The sequence below is a fragment of the Rhizobium gallicum bv. gallicum R602sp genome (genome assembly GCF_000816845.1).
GTDB classification, from domain to species: domain Bacteria; phylum Pseudomonadota; class Alphaproteobacteria; order Rhizobiales; family Rhizobiaceae; genus Rhizobium; species Rhizobium gallicum.
Window position 1 is genome coordinate 3,550,958 of sequence record NZ_CP006877.1, and the last position, 23,381, is coordinate 3,574,338.

23 protein-coding genes and 1 pseudogene are annotated in these 23,381 nt (G+C 59.5%); 10 read left to right on the forward strand and 14 right to left on the reverse strand.

Features of this window, described 5'->3' with window-relative positions; translation table 11 throughout:
* Positions 1-18: 18 nt before the first annotated feature.
* Complete coding sequence (locus RGR602_RS17420) at positions 19-1,272, reverse strand: sarcosine oxidase subunit beta family protein (protein WP_039846114.1); 1,254 nt, start codon at positions 1,270-1,272, stop codon at positions 19-21.
* 245 nt (positions 1,273-1,517) lie between these two features.
* On the opposite strand from RGR602_RS17420, the gene RGR602_RS17425 reads away from it, so the two are divergent.
* Positions 1,518-2,516 carry a FecR family protein gene (locus RGR602_RS17425; RefSeq protein ID WP_052451612.1) on the forward strand — a complete coding sequence of 333 codons (999 nt, stop codon included), beginning with the start codon at positions 1,518-1,520 and terminating at the stop codon, positions 2,514-2,516.
* 4 nt (positions 2,517-2,520) lie between these two features.
* Here the strand turns inward: RGR602_RS17425 and RGR602_RS17430 are convergent, their stop codons facing one another.
* The 5 genes from RGR602_RS17430 to RGR602_RS17450 form a co-directional block, all read right to left on the reverse strand.
* Positions 2,521-4,689 carry a CHASE2 domain-containing protein gene (locus tag RGR602_RS17430; protein WP_039846115.1) on the reverse strand — a complete coding sequence of 723 codons (2,169 nt, stop codon included), beginning with the start codon at positions 4,687-4,689 and terminating at the stop codon, positions 2,521-2,523.
* Positions 4,690-4,869: 180 nt separating this feature from the next.
* On the reverse strand, positions 4,870-5,100 hold the full coding sequence (locus tag RGR602_RS17435) for a hypothetical protein (protein ID WP_039846116.1): 231 nt from the start codon (positions 5,098-5,100) through the stop codon (positions 4,870-4,872).
* Positions 5,101-5,153: 53 nt separating this feature from the next.
* Positions 5,154-5,390 carry a 30S ribosomal protein S21 gene (rpsU, locus tag RGR602_RS17440; protein WP_022715889.1) on the reverse strand — a complete coding sequence of 79 codons (237 nt, stop codon included), beginning with the start codon at positions 5,388-5,390 and terminating at the stop codon, positions 5,154-5,156.
* A 52-nt stretch (positions 5,391-5,442) separates the two neighbouring features.
* Positions 5,443-5,745: a hypothetical protein gene (locus tag RGR602_RS17445; protein WP_039846117.1), complete on the reverse strand. Its 303-nt coding sequence runs from the start codon at positions 5,743-5,745 to the stop codon at positions 5,443-5,445.
* Between the two features lie 108 nt (positions 5,746-5,853).
* Positions 5,854-6,063, reverse strand: coding sequence for a cold-shock protein (locus RGR602_RS17450; protein WP_039846118.1), 210 nt, complete (start codon positions 6,061-6,063; stop codon positions 5,854-5,856).
* A gap of 366 nt (positions 6,064-6,429) precedes the next feature.
* Between RGR602_RS17450 and rpsU (RGR602_RS17455) the strand changes: the two genes are divergently transcribed.
* The 5 genes from rpsU (RGR602_RS17455) (at position 6,430) to RGR602_RS17475 (ending at position 11,157) form a co-directional block, all read left to right on the forward strand.
* Complete coding sequence (gene rpsU, locus RGR602_RS17455) at positions 6,430-6,642, forward strand: 30S ribosomal protein S21 (RefSeq protein ID WP_003585885.1); 213 nt, start codon at positions 6,430-6,432, stop codon at positions 6,640-6,642.
* 135 nt (positions 6,643-6,777) lie between these two features.
* Positions 6,778-7,647: a tetratricopeptide repeat protein gene (locus tag RGR602_RS17460; protein ID WP_039846119.1), complete on the forward strand. Its 870-nt coding sequence runs from the start codon at positions 6,778-6,780 to the stop codon at positions 7,645-7,647.
* A gap of 27 nt (positions 7,648-7,674) precedes the next feature.
* Positions 7,675-8,739 carry an NAD(P)/FAD-dependent oxidoreductase gene (locus RGR602_RS17465; RefSeq protein WP_039846120.1) on the forward strand — a complete coding sequence of 355 codons (1,065 nt, stop codon included), beginning with the start codon at positions 7,675-7,677 and terminating at the stop codon, positions 8,737-8,739.
* Positions 8,740-8,957: 218 nt separating this feature from the next.
* A complete protein-coding gene (locus RGR602_RS17470; RefSeq protein ID WP_039846121.1) occupies positions 8,958-10,616 on the forward strand; it encodes a sensor histidine kinase in 1,659 nt (552 codons plus the stop codon).
* Positions 10,617-10,677: 61 nt separating this feature from the next.
* On the forward strand, positions 10,678-11,157 hold the full coding sequence (locus RGR602_RS17475) for a DUF992 domain-containing protein (RefSeq protein WP_039846122.1): 480 nt from the start codon (positions 10,678-10,680) through the stop codon (positions 11,155-11,157).
* Between the two features lie 99 nt (positions 11,158-11,256).
* Here RGR602_RS17475 and RGR602_RS17480 read toward each other — a convergent pair whose 3' ends face one another.
* From RGR602_RS17480 to RGR602_RS17505, 6 genes are all read right to left on the reverse strand, one after another.
* Positions 11,257-12,651 carry an NAD(P)(+) transhydrogenase (Re/Si-specific) subunit beta gene (locus RGR602_RS17480; RefSeq protein WP_039846123.1) on the reverse strand — a complete coding sequence of 465 codons (1,395 nt, stop codon included), beginning with the start codon at positions 12,649-12,651 and terminating at the stop codon, positions 11,257-11,259.
* Positions 12,652-12,661: 10 nt separating this feature from the next.
* Entirely contained in the window at positions 12,662-13,060 is a 399-nt protein-coding gene (locus RGR602_RS17485; RefSeq protein WP_039846124.1) for a proton-translocating transhydrogenase family protein, read from the reverse strand.
* Complete coding sequence (locus RGR602_RS17490; RefSeq protein ID WP_039846125.1) at positions 13,050-14,207, reverse strand: Re/Si-specific NAD(P)(+) transhydrogenase subunit alpha; 1,158 nt, start codon at positions 14,205-14,207, stop codon at positions 13,050-13,052. Before RGR602_RS17490 ends, RGR602_RS17485 begins: the two co-directional genes overlap by 11 nt.
* A gap of 97 nt (positions 14,208-14,304) precedes the next feature.
* Positions 14,305-14,529, reverse strand: coding sequence for an aa3-type cytochrome c oxidase subunit IV (locus tag RGR602_RS17495; RefSeq protein ID WP_039846126.1), 225 nt, complete (start codon positions 14,527-14,529; stop codon positions 14,305-14,307).
* Positions 14,530-14,647: 118 nt separating this feature from the next.
* A complete protein-coding gene (locus tag RGR602_RS17500) occupies positions 14,648-15,400 on the reverse strand; it encodes an N-acyl amino acid synthase FeeM domain-containing protein (protein ID WP_039846127.1) in 753 nt (250 codons plus the stop codon).
* Positions 15,401-15,530: 130 nt separating this feature from the next.
* Positions 15,531-17,834: a putative bifunctional diguanylate cyclase/phosphodiesterase gene (locus RGR602_RS17505; protein ID WP_039846128.1), complete on the reverse strand. Its 2,304-nt coding sequence runs from the start codon at positions 17,832-17,834 to the stop codon at positions 15,531-15,533.
* A gap of 320 nt (positions 17,835-18,154) precedes the next feature.
* Between RGR602_RS17505 and RGR602_RS17510 the strand changes: the two genes are divergently transcribed.
* Positions 18,155-18,694, forward strand: a complete 540-nt coding sequence (locus RGR602_RS17510) for a TRAP transporter small permease subunit (protein ID WP_039846129.1) — start codon at positions 18,155-18,157, stop codon at positions 18,692-18,694.
* 21 nt (positions 18,695-18,715) lie between these two features.
* The gene (locus tag RGR602_RS17515; protein ID WP_039846130.1) at positions 18,716-20,275 is read left to right on the forward strand and encodes a TRAP transporter large permease; all 1,560 of its coding nucleotides are present in this window, start codon (positions 18,716-18,718) and stop codon (positions 20,273-20,275) included.
* Positions 20,276-20,380: 105 nt separating this feature from the next.
* Here the strand turns inward: RGR602_RS17515 and RGR602_RS39440 are convergent.
* Both RGR602_RS39440 and RGR602_RS17520 read right to left on the reverse strand, forming a co-directional pair.
* Positions 20,381-20,605: pseudogene (locus RGR602_RS39440) on the reverse strand (group II intron maturase-specific domain-containing protein); the annotation flags it as partial.
* A gap of 48 nt (positions 20,606-20,653) precedes the next feature.
* Positions 20,654-21,760: a TRAP transporter substrate-binding protein gene (locus RGR602_RS17520; protein WP_039846131.1), complete on the reverse strand. Its 1,107-nt coding sequence runs from the start codon at positions 21,758-21,760 to the stop codon at positions 20,654-20,656.
* Between the two features lie 294 nt (positions 21,761-22,054).
* Here RGR602_RS17520 and RGR602_RS17525 point away from each other — a divergent pair, with 294 nt between their 5' ends.
* Together RGR602_RS17525 and RGR602_RS17530 are read left to right on the forward strand one after the other, a co-directional pair.
* Positions 22,055-22,828, forward strand: coding sequence for a gamma-glutamyl-gamma-aminobutyrate hydrolase family protein (locus tag RGR602_RS17525; protein WP_039846132.1), 774 nt, complete (start codon positions 22,055-22,057; stop codon positions 22,826-22,828).
* 37 nt (positions 22,829-22,865) lie between these two features.
* Positions 22,866-23,378 carry a GNAT family N-acetyltransferase gene (locus RGR602_RS17530; RefSeq protein ID WP_063855996.1) on the forward strand — a complete coding sequence of 171 codons (513 nt, stop codon included), beginning with the start codon at positions 22,866-22,868 and terminating at the stop codon, positions 23,376-23,378.
* Positions 23,379-23,381 lie beyond the last annotated feature (3 nt).

Sequence of the window (23,381 nt, forward strand, 5' to 3'; positions counted from 1 at the left end):
CTTGTCGGAAGTGCGTGGTCAGTGCGCGACGGCGGCGGCTGCCGCTTCGTCGATGAGGCGCCCGGTGCGGAAGCGCTCCAGCGTCAATCCGGCATTGAACTTGTGCGGCTCGTCGCGGGCGATCAGGTGCGCAAAGAGATTGGCCGAACCCGGCGTCGCCTTGAAGCCGCCCGTTCCCCAGCCGCAGTTGACATAAAGCCCCGGAACCGGCGTCTTCGACTGGATCGCCGAACGATCCGGCGTATTATCGACGATGCCGCCCCAGGAGCGCATCATCTTGACGCGGCGAAACATCGGGAAGAGCTCGCAAATCGCATCAAGCGTATGCGTGATGATCTGCAGGCCGCCTGTCTGCGAATAGGAATTATACTGGTCCGTGCCAGCGCCAATGACCAGCTCGCCCTTGTCGGACTGCGAGATATAGGCATGCACCGTGTTCGACATGACGACACAGGGAAAGATCGGCTTCAGTGGTTCGGAAACCAGTGCCTGCAGCGGGCTCGATTGCAGCGGCACGCGCACGTCCGCCATCTTCATCACGGTCGTCGAGTGGCCGGCCGCGGAGACGCCGATCTTCTTCGCGCCGATGAAGCCGCGATTGGTTTCGACGCCAACAACCCGCCCGTCCGGTCCGCGGCGGATGCCGGTGACTTCGCAATTCTGGATGATGTGAACGCCGCGATCCGACGCCGCACGGGCATAACCCCAGGCGACCGCATCATGACGCGCCGTACCGCCGCGGCGCTGCAAGGCGGCGCCGTTAATCGGATAACGGGCAGCTGCCGAAATATCGAGCGGGGGGCAATAAGCCTTCGCCTGCTCCGGCGTCAGCCATTCATTATCGATGCCATAGAGCCGGTTGGCATGGATATGCCGCTTGAAGGACTGCTGATCGTGGACGTTGTGCGAAAGCATCATCACGCCGCGCGGCGAATACATCACATTGTAATTCAGATCTTGTGACAGATTCTCCCAGAGCTTCATCGAATGCTCGTAGATGTGCATGCTCTCTTCATAGAGATAGTTCGAGCGGATGATGGTGGTGTTACGGCCGGTGTTGCCTCCGCCGAGCCAGCCCTTTTCCAACACCGCGACGTTGGTGATGCCGTGCTCCTTGGCAAGGTAGTAGGCTGCTCCCAGACCATGCCCGCCACCGCCGATGATAATGACGTCGTATTGCGCACGCGGCTCCGGCGAAGTCCACTGCCTCTCCCAGCCCTTGTGGCCTCTGAGGGCTTCCCGTGCCACGGCAAAAACCGAGTATTTCCGCATCCGCCTTCATCTCCTTCAGGGAAAGGCATTTTCTTCGTGGCCATACAAATCGCAAATCGAAATGCGGCACAACGTTTCTTTTGCGACGCGAACGGGCTTTTGTTTGACATGGGTGGAACAAGTGTTGGTGACACTGAGGTTGCCGCATCCGCCCGCCCGCACCGGATTAGTCCGACTAACCCAAGAGGGCAGGAAGACGAGATGCGAAATTACATGTAAATGTTCCTATCCTTAGGGGTGCTCCCATGTCGTATGTGCGTCTTGCCACAGCCACGGTGCTCAGCGCGGTGCTTTCCAGCTCCATGCCGGCCTCCGCAGCCGAGCAGGTTGGCCAGGCCGTCCTCATCAAGACGGAAGTGACCGGTCAAACGGGACCGCTGACCGTAAATGCCGCAGTCCATCGCGACGAGCGCATTCGTACATCGAGATCCGGCCTCGGCCAGTTTGTTTTCCGTGACGGCACCAAGCTTGCGGTCGGCTGGGGTTCGTCAGTCGTCATCGACAAATACATCTTCGATGACTCTCAATCGGTCAAAAAGTTGAGCATCCGCGCAGCGAAGGGAACTTTCCGCTGGATCAGCGGCAGTTCGAAATCATCCGCCTACCAGATCCTGACACCTGCGGGCACGATTGGCGTGCGTGGCACCGCCTTCGATTTCTATGTCGGCCCGGATGGAACGACGGCCGTCGTCATGCTGAATGGCGCCGCCCAGTTTTGCGGCCCGGGCGGCTGCCGGCAACTGACACGCCGTTGCGACTGTGTCGTTGCGACACCCAACGGCGACATGACGGATGTCGCGCGCGTAAACCAGGGCGTCCTTCGAAGACTGGGAACGCCACGCGCCCTCCCATTCCTTTCCGGCAGTCAGTCGCTTTCCGGCATGATGGGCGGCGGCTGCGGATTGACGGCGGCACTGCAGCGGCCCGATAACCTTCAGCGCCAGGCGCCGGCCGTCTCGCCTCCGGAGCCGAAGCCGGAGAAACCGAATAAGCCGGAGAAACCGAATAAACCTGACAAGCCGGATAAGCCCGATAGACCACACAAACCCGACAGGCCGCACAAGCCGGACAAGCCCGACAAGCCCGACAGGCCGCATAAGCCGGACAAGCCGCATGACCACGACAGGCCGCATAAATCACATGATCACCACCGGGGCGATCACGACAGAGACCGCGACGAGGGCGACCATCACCATGGCAAGGACCGCGATCGGGATCGCGGCGAACGGAACCACCATCGCTGATCCGTCATTCTGCTGGGCGCGCTTCCTCAGAAATCGGTTCATCACGGAAATGATCGGCCCTGCGGGAAATCCGGCGATAAAATTCTGCCAGGCCGGCGATCATTTTGGTCTTCAACCTGATGGCACTGACGATCCTGCGCGTGTCGGGCGAGCGCGAGCGAAATGCCTCGACAAGCTGATGGTGGAGCTGCCGCAGCTCTGCAAATTCGACCGATTGCATCACGCGCTCATCCCCGACGACGGCGAATAGGCGCGTCCGGCTGCTCTTTCCCTTCAGGCCGATGGTGCCCGCCTCAAGCAGCGCAGCACCTAACTGCAGCCGCGCTGTGTCCTCCGAAATCAGAATATCAAAGCCGATGTCCTTGCAGGAGGATTCGATCCGCGCAGCAACGTTCACGGCATCGCCGACGGCGGAGTAATTGAAGCGCGATTCGGCTCCCATATTTCCCACACAGGCAACGCCGGTATGGATGCCGATGCCGATGCCCACCGGCTGATCCTTGCCAAAGCCGAAGGCATCGGCAGCATTGAGCTCGCCAAGCGTTTCCCGCATGGCCAGAGCAGCGCGCACCGCCTTCGTCTCGTGATCGGCAACATCGACTGGCGCATTCCAGAAGGCCATGATCGAGTCGCCGATGAACTTGTCGAGCGTACCCTCATTGGCGACGACATGGCGGCTCAGCGCGTCGAGCAGCGTGTTCAGGAACCCGACGACGGCCGTCGGCGGAAGCCGCTCACTGATTTCGGTGAAATGACGCACGTCGACGAACATGACCGTCAGTTGCCGATCGTCGCCGCCAAGGCGCAGTGCGTCGCGCGTATGCTCGATACGATAGAGAAGCGACGGTGACAGATATTGCCCGAAGGCGCGGCGAACCTCGCGCCTTTCCCGGTCGATCACCAGGATGCGGAACGACGTCGCGGCGAAATGTGTCACTGATCCGCTGATGATCGGGGCCAGCGGATCGAAAAGAAGCCCGGCGTAGGAAAAGCAGAGCCACGAGGCGACAACAGCAAGCGCAGTAATGGCCAAACCACAGGCCAGGGCCACCGCCGGGCTGACGAAGGTCGTCAGTATCACCAAAAGGCTGCCAAGCACTGCAATGGCGAATATCTCCAGGCCATCCGCCCAATCCGGCCGCGACAGATAGCGGCCGTTCAAAATCTGCTCGAGGGTCTGCGCGTGCAGCGAAACCCCCGGCACATTCTCTCCAAGCGCCGTGACGCGGATATCCTGCAGCCCCGCCGCCGATGTGCCGATAAAGACGATACTTCCGTTTATCGCCGCGCTGACTTTTGCCGAGGCACCTTCTTCTGCGAGCACATGCCGCGCGGAGACATATCTCTCCGCGCGGTCGGGGCTGACATAAAGCCACAGCTCGCCCGCCGCCGTCACGGGGACGACAAAATCGCCTGTCTTGACTGAGACCATGACGCCGGCTGCATCCGGCGCGCCCGCCAACACATAGGTCGAGACACCCTGCGCAACACGCAGCGCCTCCAGGGCCAGGTTCGGATAAAGCTGCTCCCCATCCGTCAGAAACAACGGAACTGCCCGCACGACCGACGAAGAGCTACCCGGATTGAGACTGATATGACCGATGCCGGCGGCGTTCGCTTCAAGGCGCGGACGTAACGGCGTTGCGGCATTGATATGCGGGGGCGCGCCGACGGGACTCTCGCCGGTGAAGGCGAAGCCTGCCTTGACGGAGGGGCGATAGGTTCCCTCGTTGGTCAAGCCGAAGCCGAGCACGACAGGCTTATCGGCAATACTATCGGCGAAAATCTCGTCATTGTCCGGCAATTGCGACAGCAGCGACGGATCGATGCCAGGCACATTGCCGACGACAGTCCGTGGCGAAAGCCGGTCCGGCTCGGCAAAGAGAATGTCGAAAGCGATCGCGGCCGCACCCATCTCGGACAGCCTGTCGACGAGCAGAGCCAGCCTGTCTCTCGGCCACGGCCACTGCCCGAATTCGCGCAGCGATGCCTCGTCAATATCGATTACCCGAACCGGCAGCTCTTCGAAGGACCGCGGCGATACGCGCTGGTATTCGTCGAAGGTCACATCGCGGATTAATCGCAGCAGCTGTGGATCGCTGGCCCGCAGCAGCGTGAGCACGGCAACAATCGCCAAGCCGATGATGACACCGATTTGCTGCGCGCGTGTCATGAACCGATGGCGCCCCCTACGCTGCAAGCCGCTGAGCAGCGAAGAAAGGCTACGCCGCTTTAGCGACGAACGCCATCCTGTCGCAGAGCTGGCATGCAGCATAAAGAGAGATTGTGTTGGAGCACGTGGGAATCAGACAGGCAGCCGCGGTCCGAGGAAGGACCACGTTTTGCAATGGACCTATTGGCCGGCCGACTTGACTGAAACCTTGCGCTTCCTTTTCGGAGCCGGAAGTTCGGGCTCAGCTTCGGCCTGCCGCTGCAGACGGAGGGCTTTCAGCTTCTCCGTCTTTTTTTCACGCAGTTTTGCTTCGTCTGCAATAATCGCCCGCGCCGTGTGATCCGTGGCTTCCGCCTTGTCGCGGGCCGACATCTTCGTGGCGTTGAAGAATGCGTCCTTTGTGGCAGTCATTCACTTTTCCTTGGATGGTTCGCGATTTTGAAAACCACGCTCGCAAGCGACACTCAACGTGTGTTTGCGGCCTTTTTGGGCATCGGCAGCAAACCTTCGCGCTGCATCTTCTTGCGCGCGAGTTTCCGCTGACGGCGGATAGCTTCGCCCTTTTCGCGGGCGCGCTTCTCGGATGGCTTTTCATAGGCGCTGCGCGCCTTCATTTCACGAAACAGACCTTCGCGCTGCATCTTCTTCTTGAGAACGCGAAGAGCCTGGTCGACATTGTTGTCCCTGACGAGAACTTGCAAAATCTTATCCTTTCGCGGCAATGGTATGCCGTATCGTTAACGAGGGGAGGCGTTACTTTCGAACCTTGATGCTGGACGTCTTCAGCCAAGGCTCGGCATTGGAAGTTTGGGCTACCTGAGCGCCTGAAATCCGCGGCGGGGATTCGGTCGCATCGATATCAAGCGCTGTTATCCTGCGCTCGAAGTTCTCGGCCTCGAAGCGAACACGGTACTGTACATGTCCATGGTCGTTCGGCAGGATGCCAACGACCTCGCATCGCCTGTCGGCAGTGGCTGTTCGGGTGAGACCGGACTTCAGCACGACAAAGTCACCTATTTTATAGGTCGGCTTTGCCTTATAGTTCGGCTTTGGCATCACGGTGCTCTTTTCAAAATGTCAAAAAGGCCGGGCGTTTTACCCGACCTCTCCCCGTCATTCAGCCTGCTGCCAGTACATCCGTGGTCAGCCGTGGCAAATGACAAATCACGCGGCCTGAAGATTATCCGCTGCGTTCTTGCCGGACTTTTTGTCCCGGACGAGATCGTAGCGTACCTTCTGCCCGTCGGACAACGCGCTCAAGCCGGCACGCTCCACGGCGGAAATGTGGACAAATACGTCGGTCGAACCATCGTCCGGCTGAATAAAGCCAAAGCCCTTGGCGCTATTGAACCACTTAACTGTGCCTGAATTCATGAACGATCTCCTTTCAATCGCTGCACTGCCGGGAAATATTCGCCGGCTCTTATCGAGAGTTGAGAGGAAATCTGACAGAGCGCTCAGCGCGTGACAAAGGCCACAAGCAATATTCGATAGGCTCATATATAGGGGTATTTCTGCATACCGCAATAGCAAATGCATTTCTGAGCACCGCATCCGCCAGGCAGGTGGAAGGCTTATCCGCCATTTTTTCTGCACATCGCCATATCAGTCTGGACTTCGTGACATCGATCTGTTATCCCGCATCACCAATCGCAAGGCTCCGGCCGCGCGAAGCGTATAATTTTGCCCTGGCGCTGTGCCGCCGCTGGTGTCAACCAAAACCAAAGGAACGTGATTCTCGTGCAGGTACTCGTCCGCGATAACAATGTCGATCAGGCTCTCCGCGCTCTCAAGAAGAAGATGCAGCGCGAAGGCATTTTCCGCGAAATGAAGATGCGCGACTACTACGAGAAGCCGTCGCAGAAGCGCGCCCGCGAGAAGGCCGAAGCTGTTCGCCGCGTTCGCAAGCTGGCTCGCAAGCGGGCACAGCGCGAAGGTCTGGTCGCACGCTAAACGGTGCCGTCGTTATTTCGACGTTTTCAGATGCATGTTGGCGGGGGCGATTACGTGTCGCCGCCGCCTTTTTGTTTTTGCTGAAGATCGCATATCCGATTGCCCCCGGATATGACGCATGGGGGAAGCGCACGAATGGCTGATTTCTTGTTCACCTCGCTCCGGTCCTTGCGCGCGCCGAAAGCGACGCTCTTGCCGGTGCTTGCAGTCCTTGCCGCAATCGGCCTTGCCGGTTGCCAGACCGACAACACCTCCGATGCTGTGATCCGCCTCGACAAGGCTCAGGGTTCCGAAGAGAACATTGCCTCGTTGACCTCGGTGATCAATTCCAATCCGCGTGATCCGGAAGCATATAACGTCCGAGGCTCGGCCTACGGCCGTGCCGGTCAGTTCAAGGCCGCGCTGAACGATTTCAATACCGCCCTGCAGATCAATCCGCGCTTCTTCCAGGCCTATGCCAACCGCGCGCTCGTCTATCGCAATATGGGCCAGCAGCAACAGGCGATCGCCGACTACAACGCCGCGCTGCAGATCAACCCGAGCTACGACGTCGCCTATATCGGTCGCGGCAACGTCTATCGCCAGGCCAGCCAGGACGATGCGGCATTCAACGATTTCGCCCGCGCGATCCAGCTCGGCACGACGGATGGCCGCGCTTATCACAATCGTGGCCTGATTTTCCAGAAGCGCAATCAGCAGGACAAAGCGATCGACGATTTCTCTAAGGCGATCTCGCTGTCACCGAATTCGGCCGAGCCCTATAACGGTCGTGGCATTTCCTATATCGCGCTGAACGACGACGACAATGCCTTCGCCGACTTCAACCATGCGATCGAGCTCAACGGCAACATCGCCGAATCCTGGGCCAACCAGGCGCTCGTCTATGAGCGCCGCGGTGACAAGGAGAAGGCGGCCCGTTCCTATCGCCACGCGATCGGCCTCGACCCGAAATACCAGCCGGCCCGCGACGGCCTGGCCCGAGTTGGCGCTGCAACCAGCGGCTAATGTCTGCAGATCACGGAGAAAATAGCGATGGCGGCGAAACGGCATGTGATCGTCGTCGGCGCCGGTATCATAGGCGCCTCGATCGCCTGGCATTTGGCGAAGGCCGGTGCCGCCGTGACGGTCATCGCCGAAGAAACCGGCGGCGTCGCAACACCCAATTCCTTCGCCTGGATCAATGCCAGCTGGGGAAACCCCGAATTCTACTTTCACTTTCGGCGCCGCTCGATGGCGGAGTGGAAGCGGCTCGCTGCGGAGCTTCCGGGCCTGCCGCTTTCCTGGTGCGGCGGCATCTGCTGGGACCTGCCCCGCGATCAACTCGAAGCTTACGCGAAGGAGCACGGCGGCTGGGGCTACGGAATCAACCGCATCGAGCGCAGTGAGATCGCTCGCCGCGAACCCTATCTTAGTAATGCGCCCGATTTCGCCCTCGCTGTCGCTGAGGAAGGCGCAGTCGAGCCGGTCGCAGCCGCGCGCATGATGCTGGCGGATGCCGAAGCGCGAGGCGCGAAATTCATCGGCGCTGCTGTTCGCAGCCTCATCCGCAGCGGAGATCACATTGCCGGCGTGGTGACGTCGCAAGGCCTGATCGATGCGGATCATGTCGTCCTCGCTTGCGGCGCAGGATCCATTCCCATAGCCGCGTCAGCCGGGATTACGCTGCCGATTGACGCGCCCCCCGGCCTGATCGTCCACTCCCGCCCGTTCGAGAAACGGCTGAACGGCCTGGTGATTGCGACGGAACTGCATATGCGCCAGACGACCGAAGGACGCATCATCGCGGGCAGCGACTTCGGCGGCGGCGATCCGGGCGAAGACCGCCAGGCGACCGCGGCCGCTCTCTTTGCGAAGGTCAAAGCCAGCCTTTTGGAAAGCGACGCGCTGACAATGGATTTCGTCACTCTCGGATATCGCCCGACGCCGCGAGACGGCTTCCCGATCATCGGCAATTGCGGCATCGGCGGCCTTTATATCGCCGTTATGCATTCCGGCGTGACGCTTGCTCCGTTGGTCGGCACGCTGGCGGCAAACGAGATTCTGTCAGGCGCAACTGAGGCAAGCCTTCGATCATTTCGGCTCTCCCGGTTCGCCTGACGGCACAATTGTATGACCATTACAATTCTGCCGTCAGCATGTTTTAGTGTGTTGCAACCACTTTCCCCTGCCCCTAACATATCGCTGCTTCGATAGCAGGCTATCGGGAATCCGAACGCGTTGAGGGCACTGACGGCGATGCAGTTTTTTGCTTTCGTAACTGTTTGCGAAAATCCGGCCGGGCCATTCGCCCTCGAAAGCCTGCAAAGATTATGCCCATGAGTCTGCGCACGCGGCTGTTTCCCAAGGCATCGATCGGCACCTATCTGGTTGCCATGGCGGTCTCGATCGCCGTGCCGATCTTTGCCTTCGTCACACTCCTGCTTCTACAGCTCGAGGACAATCAGCGGACGACGCTGCGGCGCGAGACGGCGCAAGACGCGCTGACCCTGTCTCGCTCTATTGACCGACAGTTGCAGGACATGGCGACGACACTTCGTCTGCTCTCAACCTCGCCCGAACTCGAGAACAACGACTTCGCCTCGTTTCATGAGCGGACCGAAACGGCCCTGCGCGGCGATACACTCTACGTGATAGCCGTCGATCGAAGCGGTCAGCAGCTACTGAACACGCGCCTTGATTTCGGCACGCCGCTCAGCAAGACAGCCAATATCCCAGCGATGAAATCGGCCATCGAGTCCGGCCGTATCGAAGCATCCGACGTCTTCAAGGGAGCGACAAGCGGCGAGTGGGTCTACAATGTCACGATGCCGCTGGATGCAGGTCGAGTCGCGGCCCTGATCGTCACCCAGAACGCCAAGGACCTCGCCAGACTTGTCACGACCGAAGGGCTTGCGTCGGGTTGGTCGGCTGCGGTGATCGATCAGGGCGGCCACGTGGTGGCTTCGAGCGGCATGGCAAGCATTGCCCCCGGAACGCCGTTCGACAAGCGTATCCTGCCGTCGCTTATCGCTTCGCGCGGCGTCTTCGAGGACCAGGATATTCTGCCGAATGAACTCCTCGGTTATGCCCAAATTCCCGGCTGGTCCTGGAAAACGGTGGTCTGGGGACCGGTTGCCACGGCGCAGGCATCGATCCTCACGACATGGCGTTTCCTGATCGTCGGCGGCATCGCATTGCTTCTGGTCGCCGTGCTCGCGGCCTATGCCGTGGCGCGGCAGGTGCGCACTACGATCCGCGATATAGCCGACATGGCAAGCAGCATGGGCGAGGGCCAAATCGTAGCGCCGATCGATACCAGCGTCATCGAGGCAAACCAGGTCGCCGTTGCCCTGTCCAATGCCTCGTTCGATCGCAGCCAGACGGAAGACCGTCTGCATTTCATAATGCATGAGCTCGTGCATCGAACGAAGAACCTGCTCACGCTCGCCCAGGCGATGATGCGCCAACTCGCCAAACAGGCCGACAGCGTCGAAGGCTTCCAGTCGGCCGTTTCCAATCGCCTCGACGGGCTCGTCCGTTCGATCGAGCTTTTGACAAGCGAGCAATGGTCCGGTGCCTCGCTCCGCCGGGTCATCGACATTCATCTGGAGGCCTTCCCGCAGGCGGCAGAACAGCTTGAGATTTCCGGAGAGGATTTTGTGGTCAAGCCGGAGGCGGTCCAGAACCTCGGCCTGACGCTGCATGAACTGGCTACCAATTCGGTGAAATACGGTGCGCTTTCGGTGCCGCAGGGCCGCGTCTCCTTCTCCTGGTCGAATATCCAGGTCGAGGATCAGTCCGAGGCAATAATCCGTTTTATCTGGGAGGAACGGAACGGTCCCGAGGTCGCTACACCGTCCCGCTCCGGCTTTGGAACCACTGTCATCAAGACGCATGCCGCAGCAGCCTTCCGCGGATCGGTGCAGGTAGACTACCTGCCGCAGGGCCTGATCTGGACCCTGACAGCACCGCGAAGCGCGCTCGAGCGCGAATAACGGCCGGAACAATCAAAAGAACCAATTCGTTTCCGATAGGTCATCCGAAAGGAGAACGGCCATGTTCAAGCACATCATGATCGCAGCAACGGCGGCGGCAGCAGTCTTTGCAAGCCCGGCAGGCGCTGCGAACTATATCAGCCTCGGCCGTCTGGTCTGCGGATCGGAAGGCGGTCAGGGGCTGATTATCACTTCGCAGAAGAATCTGATCTGCACCTACACGCCTGCCGGAGGCGGCCCGAAAGCCGTCTACGCCGGCAGGATCGAGAAATTTGGCCTGGATATCGGCGAGACCGGCAAAAGCGTTATGATCTGGCAGGTTCTTGCCAAGACCGGCACAAACATTCCGGAATTTGCACTTGCCGGTGAATACTACGGGATCGGCGCCGATGCCAGCCTTGGCGCGGGTGCCGGTGCTAAGGTGATCGCCGGTGGCACCAACAAGGCTTTCATGCTGCAGCCGCTGAATGTGCAGGCCCAGGAGGGCCTCAATCTCGCGATCGGCGTGGAGAAAATGACGCTGGCGCCCGCTGCTATCTGACATAGGTCGGCGGAGATGGAAAAAGGCTCGCTTCGGCGGGCCTTTTTCTTCGCCTGGCGTCGCTTGCAATAAAAGCCCGGCTCGGAGCCGTGCCTTGGCTCAGTGGCCGATTGCTTTGTTGATCTCCTCTGTGACCTTCTTTGCATCACCGAGCAGCATCATCGTGCCATCCTTGTAGAACAGCGTATTGTCGATGCCGGCATAGCCGGAGCCGAGCGAACGCTTGACAAAGAGGCAGGTCTTGGCCCTGTCGACATCGAGGATCGGCATGCCGTAGATCGGCGAGGTCTTGTCATCGCGCGCGGCTGGATTGGTGACGTCGTTGGCCCCGATGACATAAGCGACATCGGCTTGGCCGAAGTCGGAGTTGACGTCTTCGAGTTCGAAGACCTCGTCATAAGGCACGTTCGCTTCGGCCAGCAGCACGTTCATGTGGCCGGGCATGCGGCCGGCGACCGGATGAATTGCGTATTTGACCTCGACGCCGGCCTTCTTGAGATTGTCGGCCATCTCGCGAAGCGCGTGCTGCGCCTGGGCAACCGCCATGCCGTAGCCCGGCACGATAATGACCTTGGAAGCGTTTGCCATCAGATAGGCGGCATCCTCTGCCGAGCCGAGCTTGACGGTCTTGTCGGAATTGTCCGCAGCCCCTGCGGAGGTCTCGCCACCGAAGCCGCCGAGAATGACGGATATGAACGAGCGGTTCATGCCCTTGCACATGATGTAGGACAGGATCGCACCCGAAGAGCCGACCAGCGCGCCGGTGATGATCAGAGCGAGATTGCCGAGCGTGAAACCGATACCGGCTGCCGCCCATCCCGAATAGGAGTTCAGCATGGAGACGACGACCGGCATGTCGGCGCCCCCGATCGGCACGATCAGCAGCACGCCGAGCGCCAGCGAAAGCGCCACGACCGCCCAGAAATCGAAATGGCTTTCGGTTGCCGCCAGCCCGATGATGAAGAAGACGATCAGCACCAAAAGCGCGATGTTGATGATATGCCGGAAGGGAAGCAGGATCGGCTTGCCGGACATGCGCCCGTCAAGCTTGAGAAAAGCGATGATCGAGCCGGTAAAGGTAAGCGCCCCGATTGCCGCGCCGATCGCCATCTCGATACGCGCCTCGCCATGGATCGAGCCGATATCGCCGATGCCGAAGGAGGCCGGTGTATAAAGCGCAGACGCAGCAACCAGCACGGCGGCAAGGCCGACCAACGAGTGGAAGCCCGCCACCAGCTGCGGCATCGAGGTCATCGGGATGACGCGGGCGATATAGGCCCCCGCCCCGCCGCCGATCGCCAGTGCGAGCACGATCAGCACGAAGCCGGCAAAAGAAGGCGTTGCCAGCACCAGCGTCGTGAGGATCGCCATCCCCATGCCGATCATGCCGTAGAGATTGCCCTTGCGGCTGGTGGCCGGATGGGAGAGGCCGCGCAGTGCCAGGATGAAAAGCACGCCGCAGACGAGATAGAGGAAAGCTGCGATATTGGTCATTCGTCCGGCCTCACTTGTCCTTCTTGCGGTACATCGCCAGCATGCGCTGCGTGACGAGGAAACCGCCGAAGATGTTGACCGAGACGAGAACGAGCGCGACGAAGCCGAAACCGGTCGCAAGCCCGCTTGCCGAAATGCCGACTGCAAGCAGCGCGCCGACGACGATGACTGAAGAGATGGCGTTGGTGACGGCCATCAGCGGCGTATGCAGCGCCGGCGTCACCGACCAGACGACGTAATAACCGACGAAGATCGCCAGCACGAAGATCGCGAACTGGAAAACGAAGGGATCGATCGCCCCACCCGTTGCCGCACTTGCCGCATCCGGTGCCTGCGCGGCCGCCGCCACGACTGCGTTGACCGCCTGGTCAAGCTGCTGCAGCGCCTTTTCCATTGCTTCACTGGCCATCAGCTATCCCCTTCTTCGTCCCGCCGAATGCCGGATGCACGACATCGCCTGCATAGGTCAGCATGGTCGCTTTGATGAGTTCGTCGTCGAGGTTGAGGACGACGCTCTTCGTCTCCTTGTTGAGCATCGTCTCGAGGAAGGTGACGAGGTTCTTGGCATAGAGCGCCGAAGCGCTGGCGGCGACCCGGCCCGGCAGGTTGGTGAAACCGATCACCTTGACGTCTTCGACATCGACGACCTCGTCGGCAACCACGCCCTCGATATTGCCGCCACGCTCGACCGCAAGATCGACGGCAACGGCGCCGGGCTTCATCGAAGCCAGCATCTGGCGCGATACGAGCTTCGGCGCAGGGCGTCCGGGGATCAGTGCCGTGGTGATGACGATGTCCTGCTTGGCGATATGCTCGGCAACGAGGGCTGCCTGCTTCGCCTGGTATTCCTTGGACATTTCCTTGGCGTAGCCGCCCGCCGTCTCCGCTGCCTTGAACTCCTCGTCTTCAACGGCGATGAACTTGGCGCCGAGCGAGGCGACCTGTTCCTTGGCAGCGGGGCGAACGTCGGTGGCCGAGACCGCAGCGCCGAGGCGGCGCGCCGTCGCAATCGCCTGGAGGCCTGCCACGCCTGCACCCATCACGAAGACCTTGGCGGCCGGAACGGTGCCGGCGGCCGTCATCATCATCGGCAGGGCGCGATCATAGACGGACGCCGCTTCAATGACAGCCTGATAGCCGGCGAGATTTGCCTGTGAGGAAAGAACATCCATGGACTGGGCGCGCGTAATGCGCGGCATCAGTTCCATCGCGAAGGCTGAAAGCCCTGCCTTCGCCATCGCGGCAATCGCCTCATCGTTTCCGTAGGGATCCATGATCGCGATGACGACCGCGCCGCTCTTGTAGCCGGCAATCTCCGCCTCCGTCGGGCGGCGCACTTTGAGCACCACATCCGCGCCTGCCGCATCGCCAACCGAGCCGATCCGCGCCCCTGCAGCCTCAAATTCGCTGTCCGGTATGCGCGACAAAACCCCAGCACCTGCCTCGACCATGATGTCGAAGCCGAGGTTCCTCATCTTCTTCACGGTTTCGGCAGACGCCGCAACGCGTGTCTCGGAACCGATCGATTCTTTTGTAATGAAAACGATACTGCCCAACTGCCCCTCCTCCGGGTCAGCCAAACCACCGCGGGCTCACCGCTCAGGCCAAGCACCTATTCAAAAATTGGAAATGCCGTTCCTCGCCAGCTGCAGGTCAGCGCAGCAAGACGATGCCGGCAACGAAGATGATGAGAAAAACCAGCAGGCCGCCGAGAAAGCCGCTGCTGGTGAAAAAACCGGCCGTCATGCCAAGCAGCAGGGCGATGAGGAAAATCGTGCCGTATTTCGCAGCCGAAATGAACAGACTGTAGGTTTGTTCATGTTCTTTGTAGTCCATCGGCGCGCCGACTTCGACGGATCCGTTGTGTTCTTCGGCCATGAAATTTCGTCTCCCTGAATGCCATAATCCCATTCAGGGCTTACACAAAGCCTGGGAAAAGCGCAATGCATGAGAATGCCGCAGCCGGTACGCTTTGCGGCATTTCAGGAGCGCGGCCTCAGAGCGGCAGATCGGTGCCGAACTGGCCCTCCGGCACGAAGCGAGCGGTCGGGATGATGGTGAGCGATGGCAGCCTGCTGTCGGGGCCGCGGGAAAACATCATGCGCTGTTCGCTGGCGCTGGAAATAAAGAAGGGATAGCGCGTCAGAAGCTTTCGGCCAACCTCGATCACATTCGTCGCCATCAGCGTCATGTCGATTCCGTAATTCTTCGCAAGCCGGCCGGGCACGATGGTATCTGCATAAAAGACCCGCTTGTAGAAAGCGGCATGCGGGGGCCGGCAAAACTGAAGAACGCGGTCAGCACGGAAATGCGCCGCCGCAACGATGCTTGGCCTCAGCGTCAGGTAGGGAATCCACGACAGGTCGGCGGTCAGTTCCGGATCGGCCGCAAAGCGCGCCGGATCGATCAAGGTCAGCCCTGCATCCAGAAGCGAATCCATCGCCTCAGGAAAGGCGCCGGCGGACTGGCTGACGCGATGGTCCGGCGTTACATAGTGAAGTCGGACCGTGCTGACCAGTTCGCCGTAATAGTAAAGACCGAAGACATAAGCATGGCTGTCGAAATCGGTTTCGTCCAACAGCCCTTTTGGTGCAAGCGCCAGCACATCATGGGCCTTGTAGGCCTTCCATCGCAACCGTTCGACATCCTCCATGTCCTCGCTGCTTTCGATGCGGCGATATTCGACATGGTCCAGAATTTCGAGAAGCTTTCTTGAAAAGTCACTTGTATTCAAGGGGATTGACGCCATTGATGTTCCCGCCGTTAACGGGCCATTAATCATATCTGGCCGCGCAAAGAGCAAGAAATATCAAAAGTTTCTGACGTATTTGAATTATTAAGGTTAACGGGGCTCTTGTTGCGATGGCGGCAACGAGGGCTCAGGCGACCTTGCTGCGGCGGCGCTGGGTGACACGACGGCTGAGTGCTTGCGAAAGGATGCCGATCTCCTTTGAGGGGACCGGCGGAGAAAAGACATAGCCCTGCACGAGATCCGCGCTGCGATGTTTGTTGAGCAATGCCAGTTGCTCAACAGTTTCCACACCCTCGATGACGATCTTGAGCCCGAGCTCGCGGGCGAGATTTACAGTACCGCACAAAAGCTTCAGACGGCGCGTGTCTTCCGCGATATTGCGAACGAAGGAGCGATCGATCTTGACGATATCGAGCGGCAACGTGTCGAGATAGCTGAGGCTGGAGAAGCCCGTGCCGAAGTCGTCGATCGCTATGGTGATGCCGTGGGAGCGCAATTCGGCGAGGATGGCGCGCACCGCCGCAGGCTCGTCGATGAGACAACTTTCTGTAATTTCCAGATGCAGCCGCGACGCCTTGAGGCCGGATGTTGAAAGTGCTTCCGAAACGACGGCGAGGATATCGTTGTCACGCAGGTCGCGTGCCGAGAGATTGACCGATATCGCGATGTGGTCGGGCCAGGTCATGCATTCGCTGCAGGCCTTGAAAAGAATGAACCGCGTGATGTCCGATATGATGCCCATCTCTTCGGCGAGGCGGATGAAAACGTCCGGCGGAATGGCGCCTTTTTCCGGGTGGACCCAGCGCGCCAGCGCCTCGGCGCATTCGATGCGTGTCCCATCGGCTTTGAACATCGGTTGAAACGCGACGCTGAGCGCGCCCGCAGCCACCGCTTCGCGCAAGTCCGCTTTCAGCTTCTGCTGCTCGATGTAGCGGCCATCCATTTCGTGTTCGAAGCCGGTGATGCCGCCGCGCAGTCGTGATTTGCTTTCAAAGAGGGCGAGGTCCGCTTTGATGCTCCACTCCTCCATTGCAAATGCATTGCTTTCGAGGGTCGCGTAGCCGGCGCTGAGCGACACCAAGAACGTGACCTCGTCCACTTCATAATTGCCCTGAATGTCGGCATGCATCCGGCGGATTTCGGCGTCGAGCGCTTCGTTGTTCTTGGCATGCGGGAAGAATATGACGAACTGGTCGCCCATGAGGCGACCGACGATGGCATTGCCTGCTTCGTCCTTGATCCGCGCCGCGATCGCGCAGAGCAGGTGATCGCCGGTGATGTGGCCGCGCATGTCGTTAACGTGCTTGAACTCGTCGATGTCGAGGACCATGAAACCAAGCGGCCCACGCCTTTTCGGGTGGCGCTCGATATATTCCTTTACGAGATGACCGAAATATTCTCGGTTCGGCAGGCCGGTCAGAGCATCGAAGCGGACCATATGCAGGATCTTCTGCTCCGCCTTCACGCGGCTCGACACATCCTCGAAGATCAGAACGGCGCCGCCGTCGGCACGACGCTTCGCGGAAAATTCCAGCGATAGGCTTTCAGGAAAATGGATCAGGGTTCGCGATAGGCCTTCCTCGGCAACCTGTGTCAGCTGCCGCAGGATCAATTCCGGTTGCGAGGCATCCATGAAGCTGTAGCGCGCGCCGTAACGCAGGACGGCACCGAGGTCGCGATCCTTTAACCGGTCCGGATCGCCGATCTTTAGAAGCTCGCAGGCCTTCCGGTTGATCACCTGGATACGGTTCGACTGATCGACCATCACGAGACCGTGGGGCATATTGTTGAGCGCGGTATCGAAACGATCGGCAATCAGAGAGATCTGCCTGTGAGCAATGACATTCTCATAAAGGAACTCGCGCACGCCGTTCGCCATCGCGCGCGTCGTCAGCCAGAAGGGAATAAGGAAGATAGAGAGAATGCCGCGATAGAAATCCAGCGCCATCAGGCTGCAGACGATCATCGGCAGGCAGCAGGAGAAAGTCTGCAGGTCAACTGCCAGCCGCGAGCCGTAGTTGCGGCCGACGACGGAAACCATGGTCGCCATGGTGACGGAAATGCAGGCAAGCTCTGCGAAGGAATCATGCACGACGAAGATGGCATAGCCGCTGCCGATGCCGAGGATGGCTGTAGTGCAGGCTGCACCGGCAACGAGAACACGCTCCCATCGCTCGATGCCGGCGCGCGACAGTTTCTCTTTTTCCACACGATCGAACCGCCGGAAGGTGAGCATGCGGACGCAAAAGACCAGGAGGGCGGCAGCCGACAGCAGCACATAGATGGAAGACTGTGTTTTGGCTGCAACCGCCAGGAAAGTTGCCACATGCACGATGACGCCGGCGAGCAGCGTCATGCGGTTCCCAGAAAGAGAACTCACAAACGACAGATACACGTCGATCGGAACCCTGTTCGGGTTATGTGGTTTCATCCATACTTTCCCTGTGCGCGGGGATGATACGGGGAACCTTTTAAAAATTGATTGCCTTGACCCTATCCATTTGGTTGTTTTTTCTAAAACCCAAGAGGGAATTTCAAGATTAACGGCGAATTTCACAGCTATGAAGTGAAGTTCATGGAAAAATGATCCGCGCTTAAGTTGCCGGTTGTACAGCCAGCATCTAAACCGCCGCACGCAAAGTCTACGACTAAAATCCTATACGGCCGTTTATTCTTTCAATTTCGGAAACCGTAGTTTACACAAATTTCAAAAGTGAGAACTTGCCGCAAAGGCAGAGTAAGGGGAAAGGCATGCCGGCGTTTCTAAGCGTCAGCCGGCTGATCGACAGCATCAGCCAATTCATAGGGAAAATCGCGGATTACATGGTGCTTTTGTGCTGCTTCATCAGCGCCGGCAATGCAATCGTCCGCTATCTCTTCAATTACAGCTCGAATGGTTGGCTGGAGATACAATGGTATCTCTTCGCCTACGTCGTCGTGCTCGGGGCGGCTCATACGCTTCGCAACAATGAGCACGTGCGCGTCGACCTAATCTACGGATCGGTTTCCGACAAGGCCAGAATCTGGATCGATATCATCGGTTTGATCGTTTTCCTGATCCCGGCCTGCGCCTTCCTGGCTTTCCTGTGCTGGCCCTATTTCGTGATCGCCTTCCAGCAGGGCGAGATCTCCGCCAATGCCGGAGGGCTCATCCGCTGGCCGGTCAAGCTTATACTTTTTGCAGGTTTCGCACTCCTGGTGCTGCAGGGCATTTCGGAACTCATCAAGAGGATCGCCGCGGTGCGCGGCTACATCCAGCTCGAAACGAAATACGAAAAGCCTCTGCAATAAAGCTCTCCGGGAGGAACGGACTTGTTTGACTTCGGTATCATTCCACCGGCGATGTTTCTGGGCATGGTCATCTTCATGCTCTACGGCTTTCCGGTCGCGTTTTCGCTCGCGTCCGTCGGACTTTTCTTCGGGGTCATCGGCATAGCAACCGGCCATTTCAGCGAGGCCTTCCTGCAGGCCCTGCCCCTTCGCGTGTTCGGCATCGTTTCCAACGACCTGCTGCTCGCCATCCCCTTCTTCACCTTCATGGGCGCCATTCTGGAAAGGTGTGGCCTTGCGGAGGATCTGCTCGAGGGAACCGGCAAGCTGTTCGGCGCCGTTCCTGGTGGTCTCGCCTACGCCGTCATCCTCGTCGGCGCTGTTCTCGGCGCCATCACCGGCACGGTCGCGGCATCGGTCATCACCATGGGCGTGATCTCGCTGCCGATCATGCTGCGCTACGGCTACAATCCGCGGTTGGCGACCGGCGTCATCGCCGCGTCGGGCACGATCACCCAGGTCATCCCGCCCTCCCTCGTGCTCGTCGTTCTCGCCGACCAGCTCGGCAGATCAGTCGGGGACATGTATCTCGGCGCCATCGGCCCTTCAATCCTGCAGGTCGCGATCTTCCTTGGCTTCATCCTGTTCCTGTCCATCTTCCGGCCAGGCTTGATGCCGCCGCTGCCGAAGGAGGTGCGCGGCGAGTTCAACTGGGCACTGCTGATGAAGGTACTGGCCGGCATGGTGCCTTCCATAATCCTCATTTTCCTCGTGCTCGGCACGATCTTCATGGGGCTTGCGACGCCAACGGAAGCCGGCGCCCTCGGGGTCGTGGGCGCGATCGTGCTTGCAGCGCTCCACCGGCGTTTGACCTGGCCGCTGGTCCGCGAAGCTATGACATCGACGATGCATATCACCTCGATGGTGGTGATGATCTTGATCGGCTCGACTTGCTTCAGCCTCGTATTTCAGGGCATGGATGGTTCGCGTTGGATCGAGCACATGCTGTCCGGCATCCCCGGCGGTCCGGTCGGCTTCCTGATCTTCGTCAACCTCTTCATCTTCGTCCTCGCCTTCTTCCTCGATTTCTTCGAAATCGCCTTCATCGTCATTCCGATGCTGGCACCCGTCGCTTCGGCGCTCGGTATCGATCTGATCTGGTTTGGCGTGCTTATCTGCGTGAACATGCAGACGAGCTTCATGCACCCGCCCTTCGGCTTCGCGCTGTTTTATCTGCGTTCCATCGCCAGTCGTGACGTGAAGACACGGGATATCTACATGGGCGCGATCCCATGGGTCGTCATGCAGCTCATCCTCGTTGCGATCGTGATCTTCTGGCCGCAATCAGTGACCTACTGGCTGAACAAGGGTCCGGCCGTGGACCTCAACACGATCAAGATCGAAATACCGGGATTCGGCGGCAATCAGCTCTCGCTGCCGCCCGCGCCTGGCGGTGGCAGTACACCACAGATCCCCGGTCTCACCCTGCCGCCACTGAACGGTCTGCCCGGTCAGCAGCCAGCCCCTGCGACGCCCGCACCGGCCAATCCGGCACAACCAGCACCGCCACCGGATCTCAGCCAACCTCCAAAGATCAATTGAATTCAATCGGCATAGGGGACGGTCGTTTTGACTGCACCCGGTGCCGATCCATTCCCCCCGTTCCTTGAAGACCCGAGGGATTTGCGCCAGCCGGAAGTAGGCCTTCCAACCCAGGACGTAGACGCGCAGGCGTTCGGCCACTTCTTGCATACTGCGCCCGCCCGAACGGCGGGTCAGTTGCCGGATGCGACGCTTGAACGCCTTGAGCGGCACCACCCGGAGCCACCCAGAGGCTGAAGCGGAGGAACTTGCGGCCAAGCACGCTGGAAACCGAGCTCTTGTCCTCGTTGATCTTCCCGGGCGCACAATGAAGAAGCCCCGGATTTCCATCCGGGGCTTCTGTTGGCGATGCGATGAACGCGCAGACGGGGAAGCCGCCTAGAGCTTGCCCGATCGCTGCTGGATCATCATGAACGTGTCAAACGTATATTCCGAGAGCTGCATCCAGAGGTAAGCATCACGCTTGAATGCGGTCTGGTCGTCATAGATCTTCTTGAAAGATGGATTTGAAGCCGAGAGCTCGCCATAGAGACCGGTTGAAGCCTGGAACGCGGCTTCAAGAATTTCCTGGCTGAAGGGACGCAGCGTCGCACCTTCGGCGACGAGCTGCTTTAGCGCTGAAGGGTTCTTCATATCGTATTTCGCCATCATCCTGGTATTGGAATAGGTGCAGGCGTCGGCGAGGATCGTCTGGTAGTGCTTTGGCAGACTGTTCCACTTTTCGAGATTGAAGAAAGCGTGGATCGCCGGACCGCCTTCCCAGAAGCCCGGATAGTAGTAGTACTTGGCGACTTTGTGCAGGCCGAGCTTCAAGTCGTCATAGGGACCGACCCACTCCGACGCGTCGATCGTGCCCTTTTCGAGCGCCGGATAGATATCACCGCCGGCAATCTGCTGCGGGATGACACCGAGCTTTTCCATGACGCGCCCGGCAAGACCGGCGATACGCATCTTGACGCCCTTGAGGTCATCCAGCGTATTGATTTCCTTGCGGAACCAGCCACCCATCTGGACGCCGGTATTGCCGGCCGGAAGACCGAACATGCCCTGGGTGGCATAAAATTCGTTCATCAGGTTGATGCCATTGCCCTCGAAGAACCAGGCGTTGGTGAGACGGGCGTTGAGGCCGAAGGGAATGGCCGTGCCGATTGCATAGGTCGGATCCTTGCCGACGAAATAGTACGAGCAGGTGTGGCAGCATTCAACGGTACCCGAGCTCACGGCGTCGGCCGCCTGCAGGCCGGGCACGATTTCACCGGCTGCAAAAGGCTGGATCTTGAAGGCACCGTTGGTCGCGTCGGCGACTTGATTGGCGATATCTTCCGCACCGCCAAAGATCGTGTCCAGGCTCTTCGGGAACGAAGAAGTCATGCGCCACGAAATTTTCGGATTCTCCTGCGCGATCGCCGGCGCGGCGAGTGCGCTTGCCGCAACGGCACCTGCCCCAGCAGTTCCAGCCTTCTTAATAAACGAACGACGATCCATCAAAAACCTCCCGTACAGATGGCATGCGCGGACAATTTCATCCCTGCCCGCAGCAATGGAGGCGAGCTAAGCATGCGGCCGCGTGTGTTTCAAGCTTTAGTCGATCAGACTTTGGCATCACGGCAGCAATTTGGCGAATGACGTGTTTCCATCGAAAATCAGCAGTTTAGCAAGGTCTCTATGCTTTGAATGGCGCAGATCGCCGCAATTTGGCCTGCCATTGCGCCGAGAAGTTGACTTTGAGGCCGATCTCGGTTTTCACAATAGAAGAATCGAGAGCTTTCCGGACCAAAAATGATGAAGCCGATCGTCGCCGTTCCTGCCGATACCCGCACCCTCGATGGCGCCGACTGGCATGCCGTCCAGCATCAATATGTACGCGCGGCGCTGAACGCTGCGGGCGTGATGGCCTTCATCATTCCTGCGTTCGAGAAAGGTTATGACACTGACGCAATCCTTGACCGAGTGGATGGACTGCTGGTTTCGGGCTCCGCGAGCAACGTCCACCCATCGCTCTACGCTGCCGAGGCCCGCGAGAGCGATGGCCCCTTCGACCCCGCGCGTGATGCAACGGCCCTACCCCTCATCCGCCGTGCAATCGATCGAGCCATCCCGCTGCTGGCGATCTGCCGCGGCATACAGGAGCTGAACGTCGCGCTCGGCGGTTCCCTTGCCAGTGAAATCCACGAGCAGGAGGGCATCTGGGACCACAGAAAGCCAGCCGATGTCGATCGCGACGGAATGTATGCTATCCGCCAGAGCGTTTTCGTCAAGGAAGGCTCCTGCATCGCCCGCATCATCGGTCCGGGCGAAGTCCTCGTGAACTCGCTGCACCGTCAGGCAATCGCCAAGACGGCGCCTCGCCTACAGGTGGAGGCGATCGCCGAAGACGGGACGATCGAAGCCGTTTCCGTCATCGACGCCAAAGCTTTTGCCGTCGGCGTGCAGTGGCATCCGGAATACTGGGCCGAAACCGACAAGCCCTCGAACCAGATCTTTGCGGCATTCGGGGACGCGGCAAGGGAATATGCGGCGAATAAGAATGTCTCCATGAAGGTTAAGGCTTAGGCGCTCCGGTTGCACGGCAGAACGACAGGTATCGACAGTGGCTCACGGCGGGCAGATCAATATACGGCTCCTCGGCCCCGAGGATATTGAGGCTTTTCGGCAAATCCGCTTGGAGGCGCTGCAGACCGAGCCCGCGGCCTATGCGAGCACCGCCGCCGATTGGGAGAGCCTAACAAACGAAGAATGGCGTCACCGCCTCACGAACAATGCAGTGTTTGTGGCATTCCACCGAGAAAAACCAGTTGGCATGATGGGCCTGATGCGGCAGCAATCGAGCAAGATGGCCCATCGTGCCACGATTATTATGGTTTATGTGCATAAGAGCTTTCGCGGTTTGGGCGCCGCTTCGGCGCTACTGCAACGACTGACCGGGCACGCTCGAGCGGTCGGCATCAGACAGCTGGAGCTGGCCGTAAGCGCGCAGAACCCGCCCGCAATCCGCTTCTACGAGCGCGAGGGCTTCAGCCAAGTCGGGCGAATTCCGGGCGGAATTATTCACGACGGCGAAGAAATCGATGATGTCGTTATGGCGCGGCGCATCGTTGACTGAGCA

What these genes read in the sequence shown, in the direction of transcription:
- RGR602_RS17450 (WP_039846118.1), bottom strand. Translation starts at nt 6,063, where the DNA reads ATGAATTCAGGCACAGTTAAGTGGTTCAATAGCGCCAAGGGCTTTGGC.
- RGR602_RS17485 (WP_039846124.1), bottom strand. Translation starts at nt 13,060, where the DNA reads ATGGCCAGTGAAGCAATGGAAAAGGCGCTGCAGCAGCTTGACCAGGCG.
- RGR602_RS17420 (WP_039846114.1), bottom strand. Translation starts at nt 1,272, where the DNA reads ATGCGGAAATACTCGGTTTTTGCCGTGGCACGGGAAGCCCTCAGAGGC.
- RGR602_RS17470 (WP_039846121.1), top strand. Translation starts at nt 8,958, where the DNA reads ATGAGTCTGCGCACGCGGCTGTTTCCCAAGGCATCGATCGGCACCTAT.
- RGR602_RS17500 (WP_039846127.1), bottom strand. Translation starts at nt 15,400, where the DNA reads ATGGCGTCAATCCCCTTGAATACAAGTGACTTTTCAAGAAAGCTTCTC.
- RGR602_RS17475 (WP_039846122.1), top strand. Translation starts at nt 10,678, where the DNA reads ATGTTCAAGCACATCATGATCGCAGCAACGGCGGCGGCAGCAGTCTTT.
- RGR602_RS17465 (WP_039846120.1), top strand. Translation starts at nt 7,675, where the DNA reads ATGGCGGCGAAACGGCATGTGATCGTCGTCGGCGCCGGTATCATAGGC.
- RGR602_RS17525 (WP_039846132.1), top strand. Translation starts at nt 22,055, where the DNA reads ATGATGAAGCCGATCGTCGCCGTTCCTGCCGATACCCGCACCCTCGAT.
- RGR602_RS17520 (WP_039846131.1), bottom strand. Translation starts at nt 21,760, where the DNA reads ATGGATCGTCGTTCGTTTATTAAGAAGGCTGGAACTGCTGGGGCAGGT.
- RGR602_RS17510 (WP_039846129.1), top strand. Translation starts at nt 18,155, where the DNA reads ATGCCGGCGTTTCTAAGCGTCAGCCGGCTGATCGACAGCATCAGCCAA.
- RGR602_RS17495 (WP_039846126.1), bottom strand. Translation starts at nt 14,529, where the DNA reads ATGGCCGAAGAACACAACGGATCCGTCGAAGTCGGCGCGCCGATGGAC.
- RGR602_RS17445 (WP_039846117.1), bottom strand. Translation starts at nt 5,745, where the DNA reads ATGCCAAAGCCGAACTATAAGGCAAAGCCGACCTATAAAATAGGTGAC.
- RGR602_RS17480 (WP_039846123.1), bottom strand. Translation starts at nt 12,651, where the DNA reads ATGACCAATATCGCAGCTTTCCTCTATCTCGTCTGCGGCGTGCTTTTC.
- RGR602_RS17430 (WP_039846115.1), bottom strand. Translation starts at nt 4,689, where the DNA reads ATGACACGCGCGCAGCAAATCGGTGTCATCATCGGCTTGGCGATTGTT.
- RGR602_RS17435 (WP_039846116.1), bottom strand. Translation starts at nt 5,100, where the DNA reads ATGACTGCCACAAAGGACGCATTCTTCAACGCCACGAAGATGTCGGCC.
- RGR602_RS17505 (WP_039846128.1), bottom strand. Translation starts at nt 17,834, where the DNA reads ATGAAACCACATAACCCGAACAGGGTTCCGATCGACGTGTATCTGTCG.
- RGR602_RS17425 (WP_052451612.1), top strand. Translation starts at nt 1,518, where the DNA reads ATGTCGTATGTGCGTCTTGCCACAGCCACGGTGCTCAGCGCGGTGCTT.
- RGR602_RS17460 (WP_039846119.1), top strand. Translation starts at nt 6,778, where the DNA reads ATGGCTGATTTCTTGTTCACCTCGCTCCGGTCCTTGCGCGCGCCGAAA.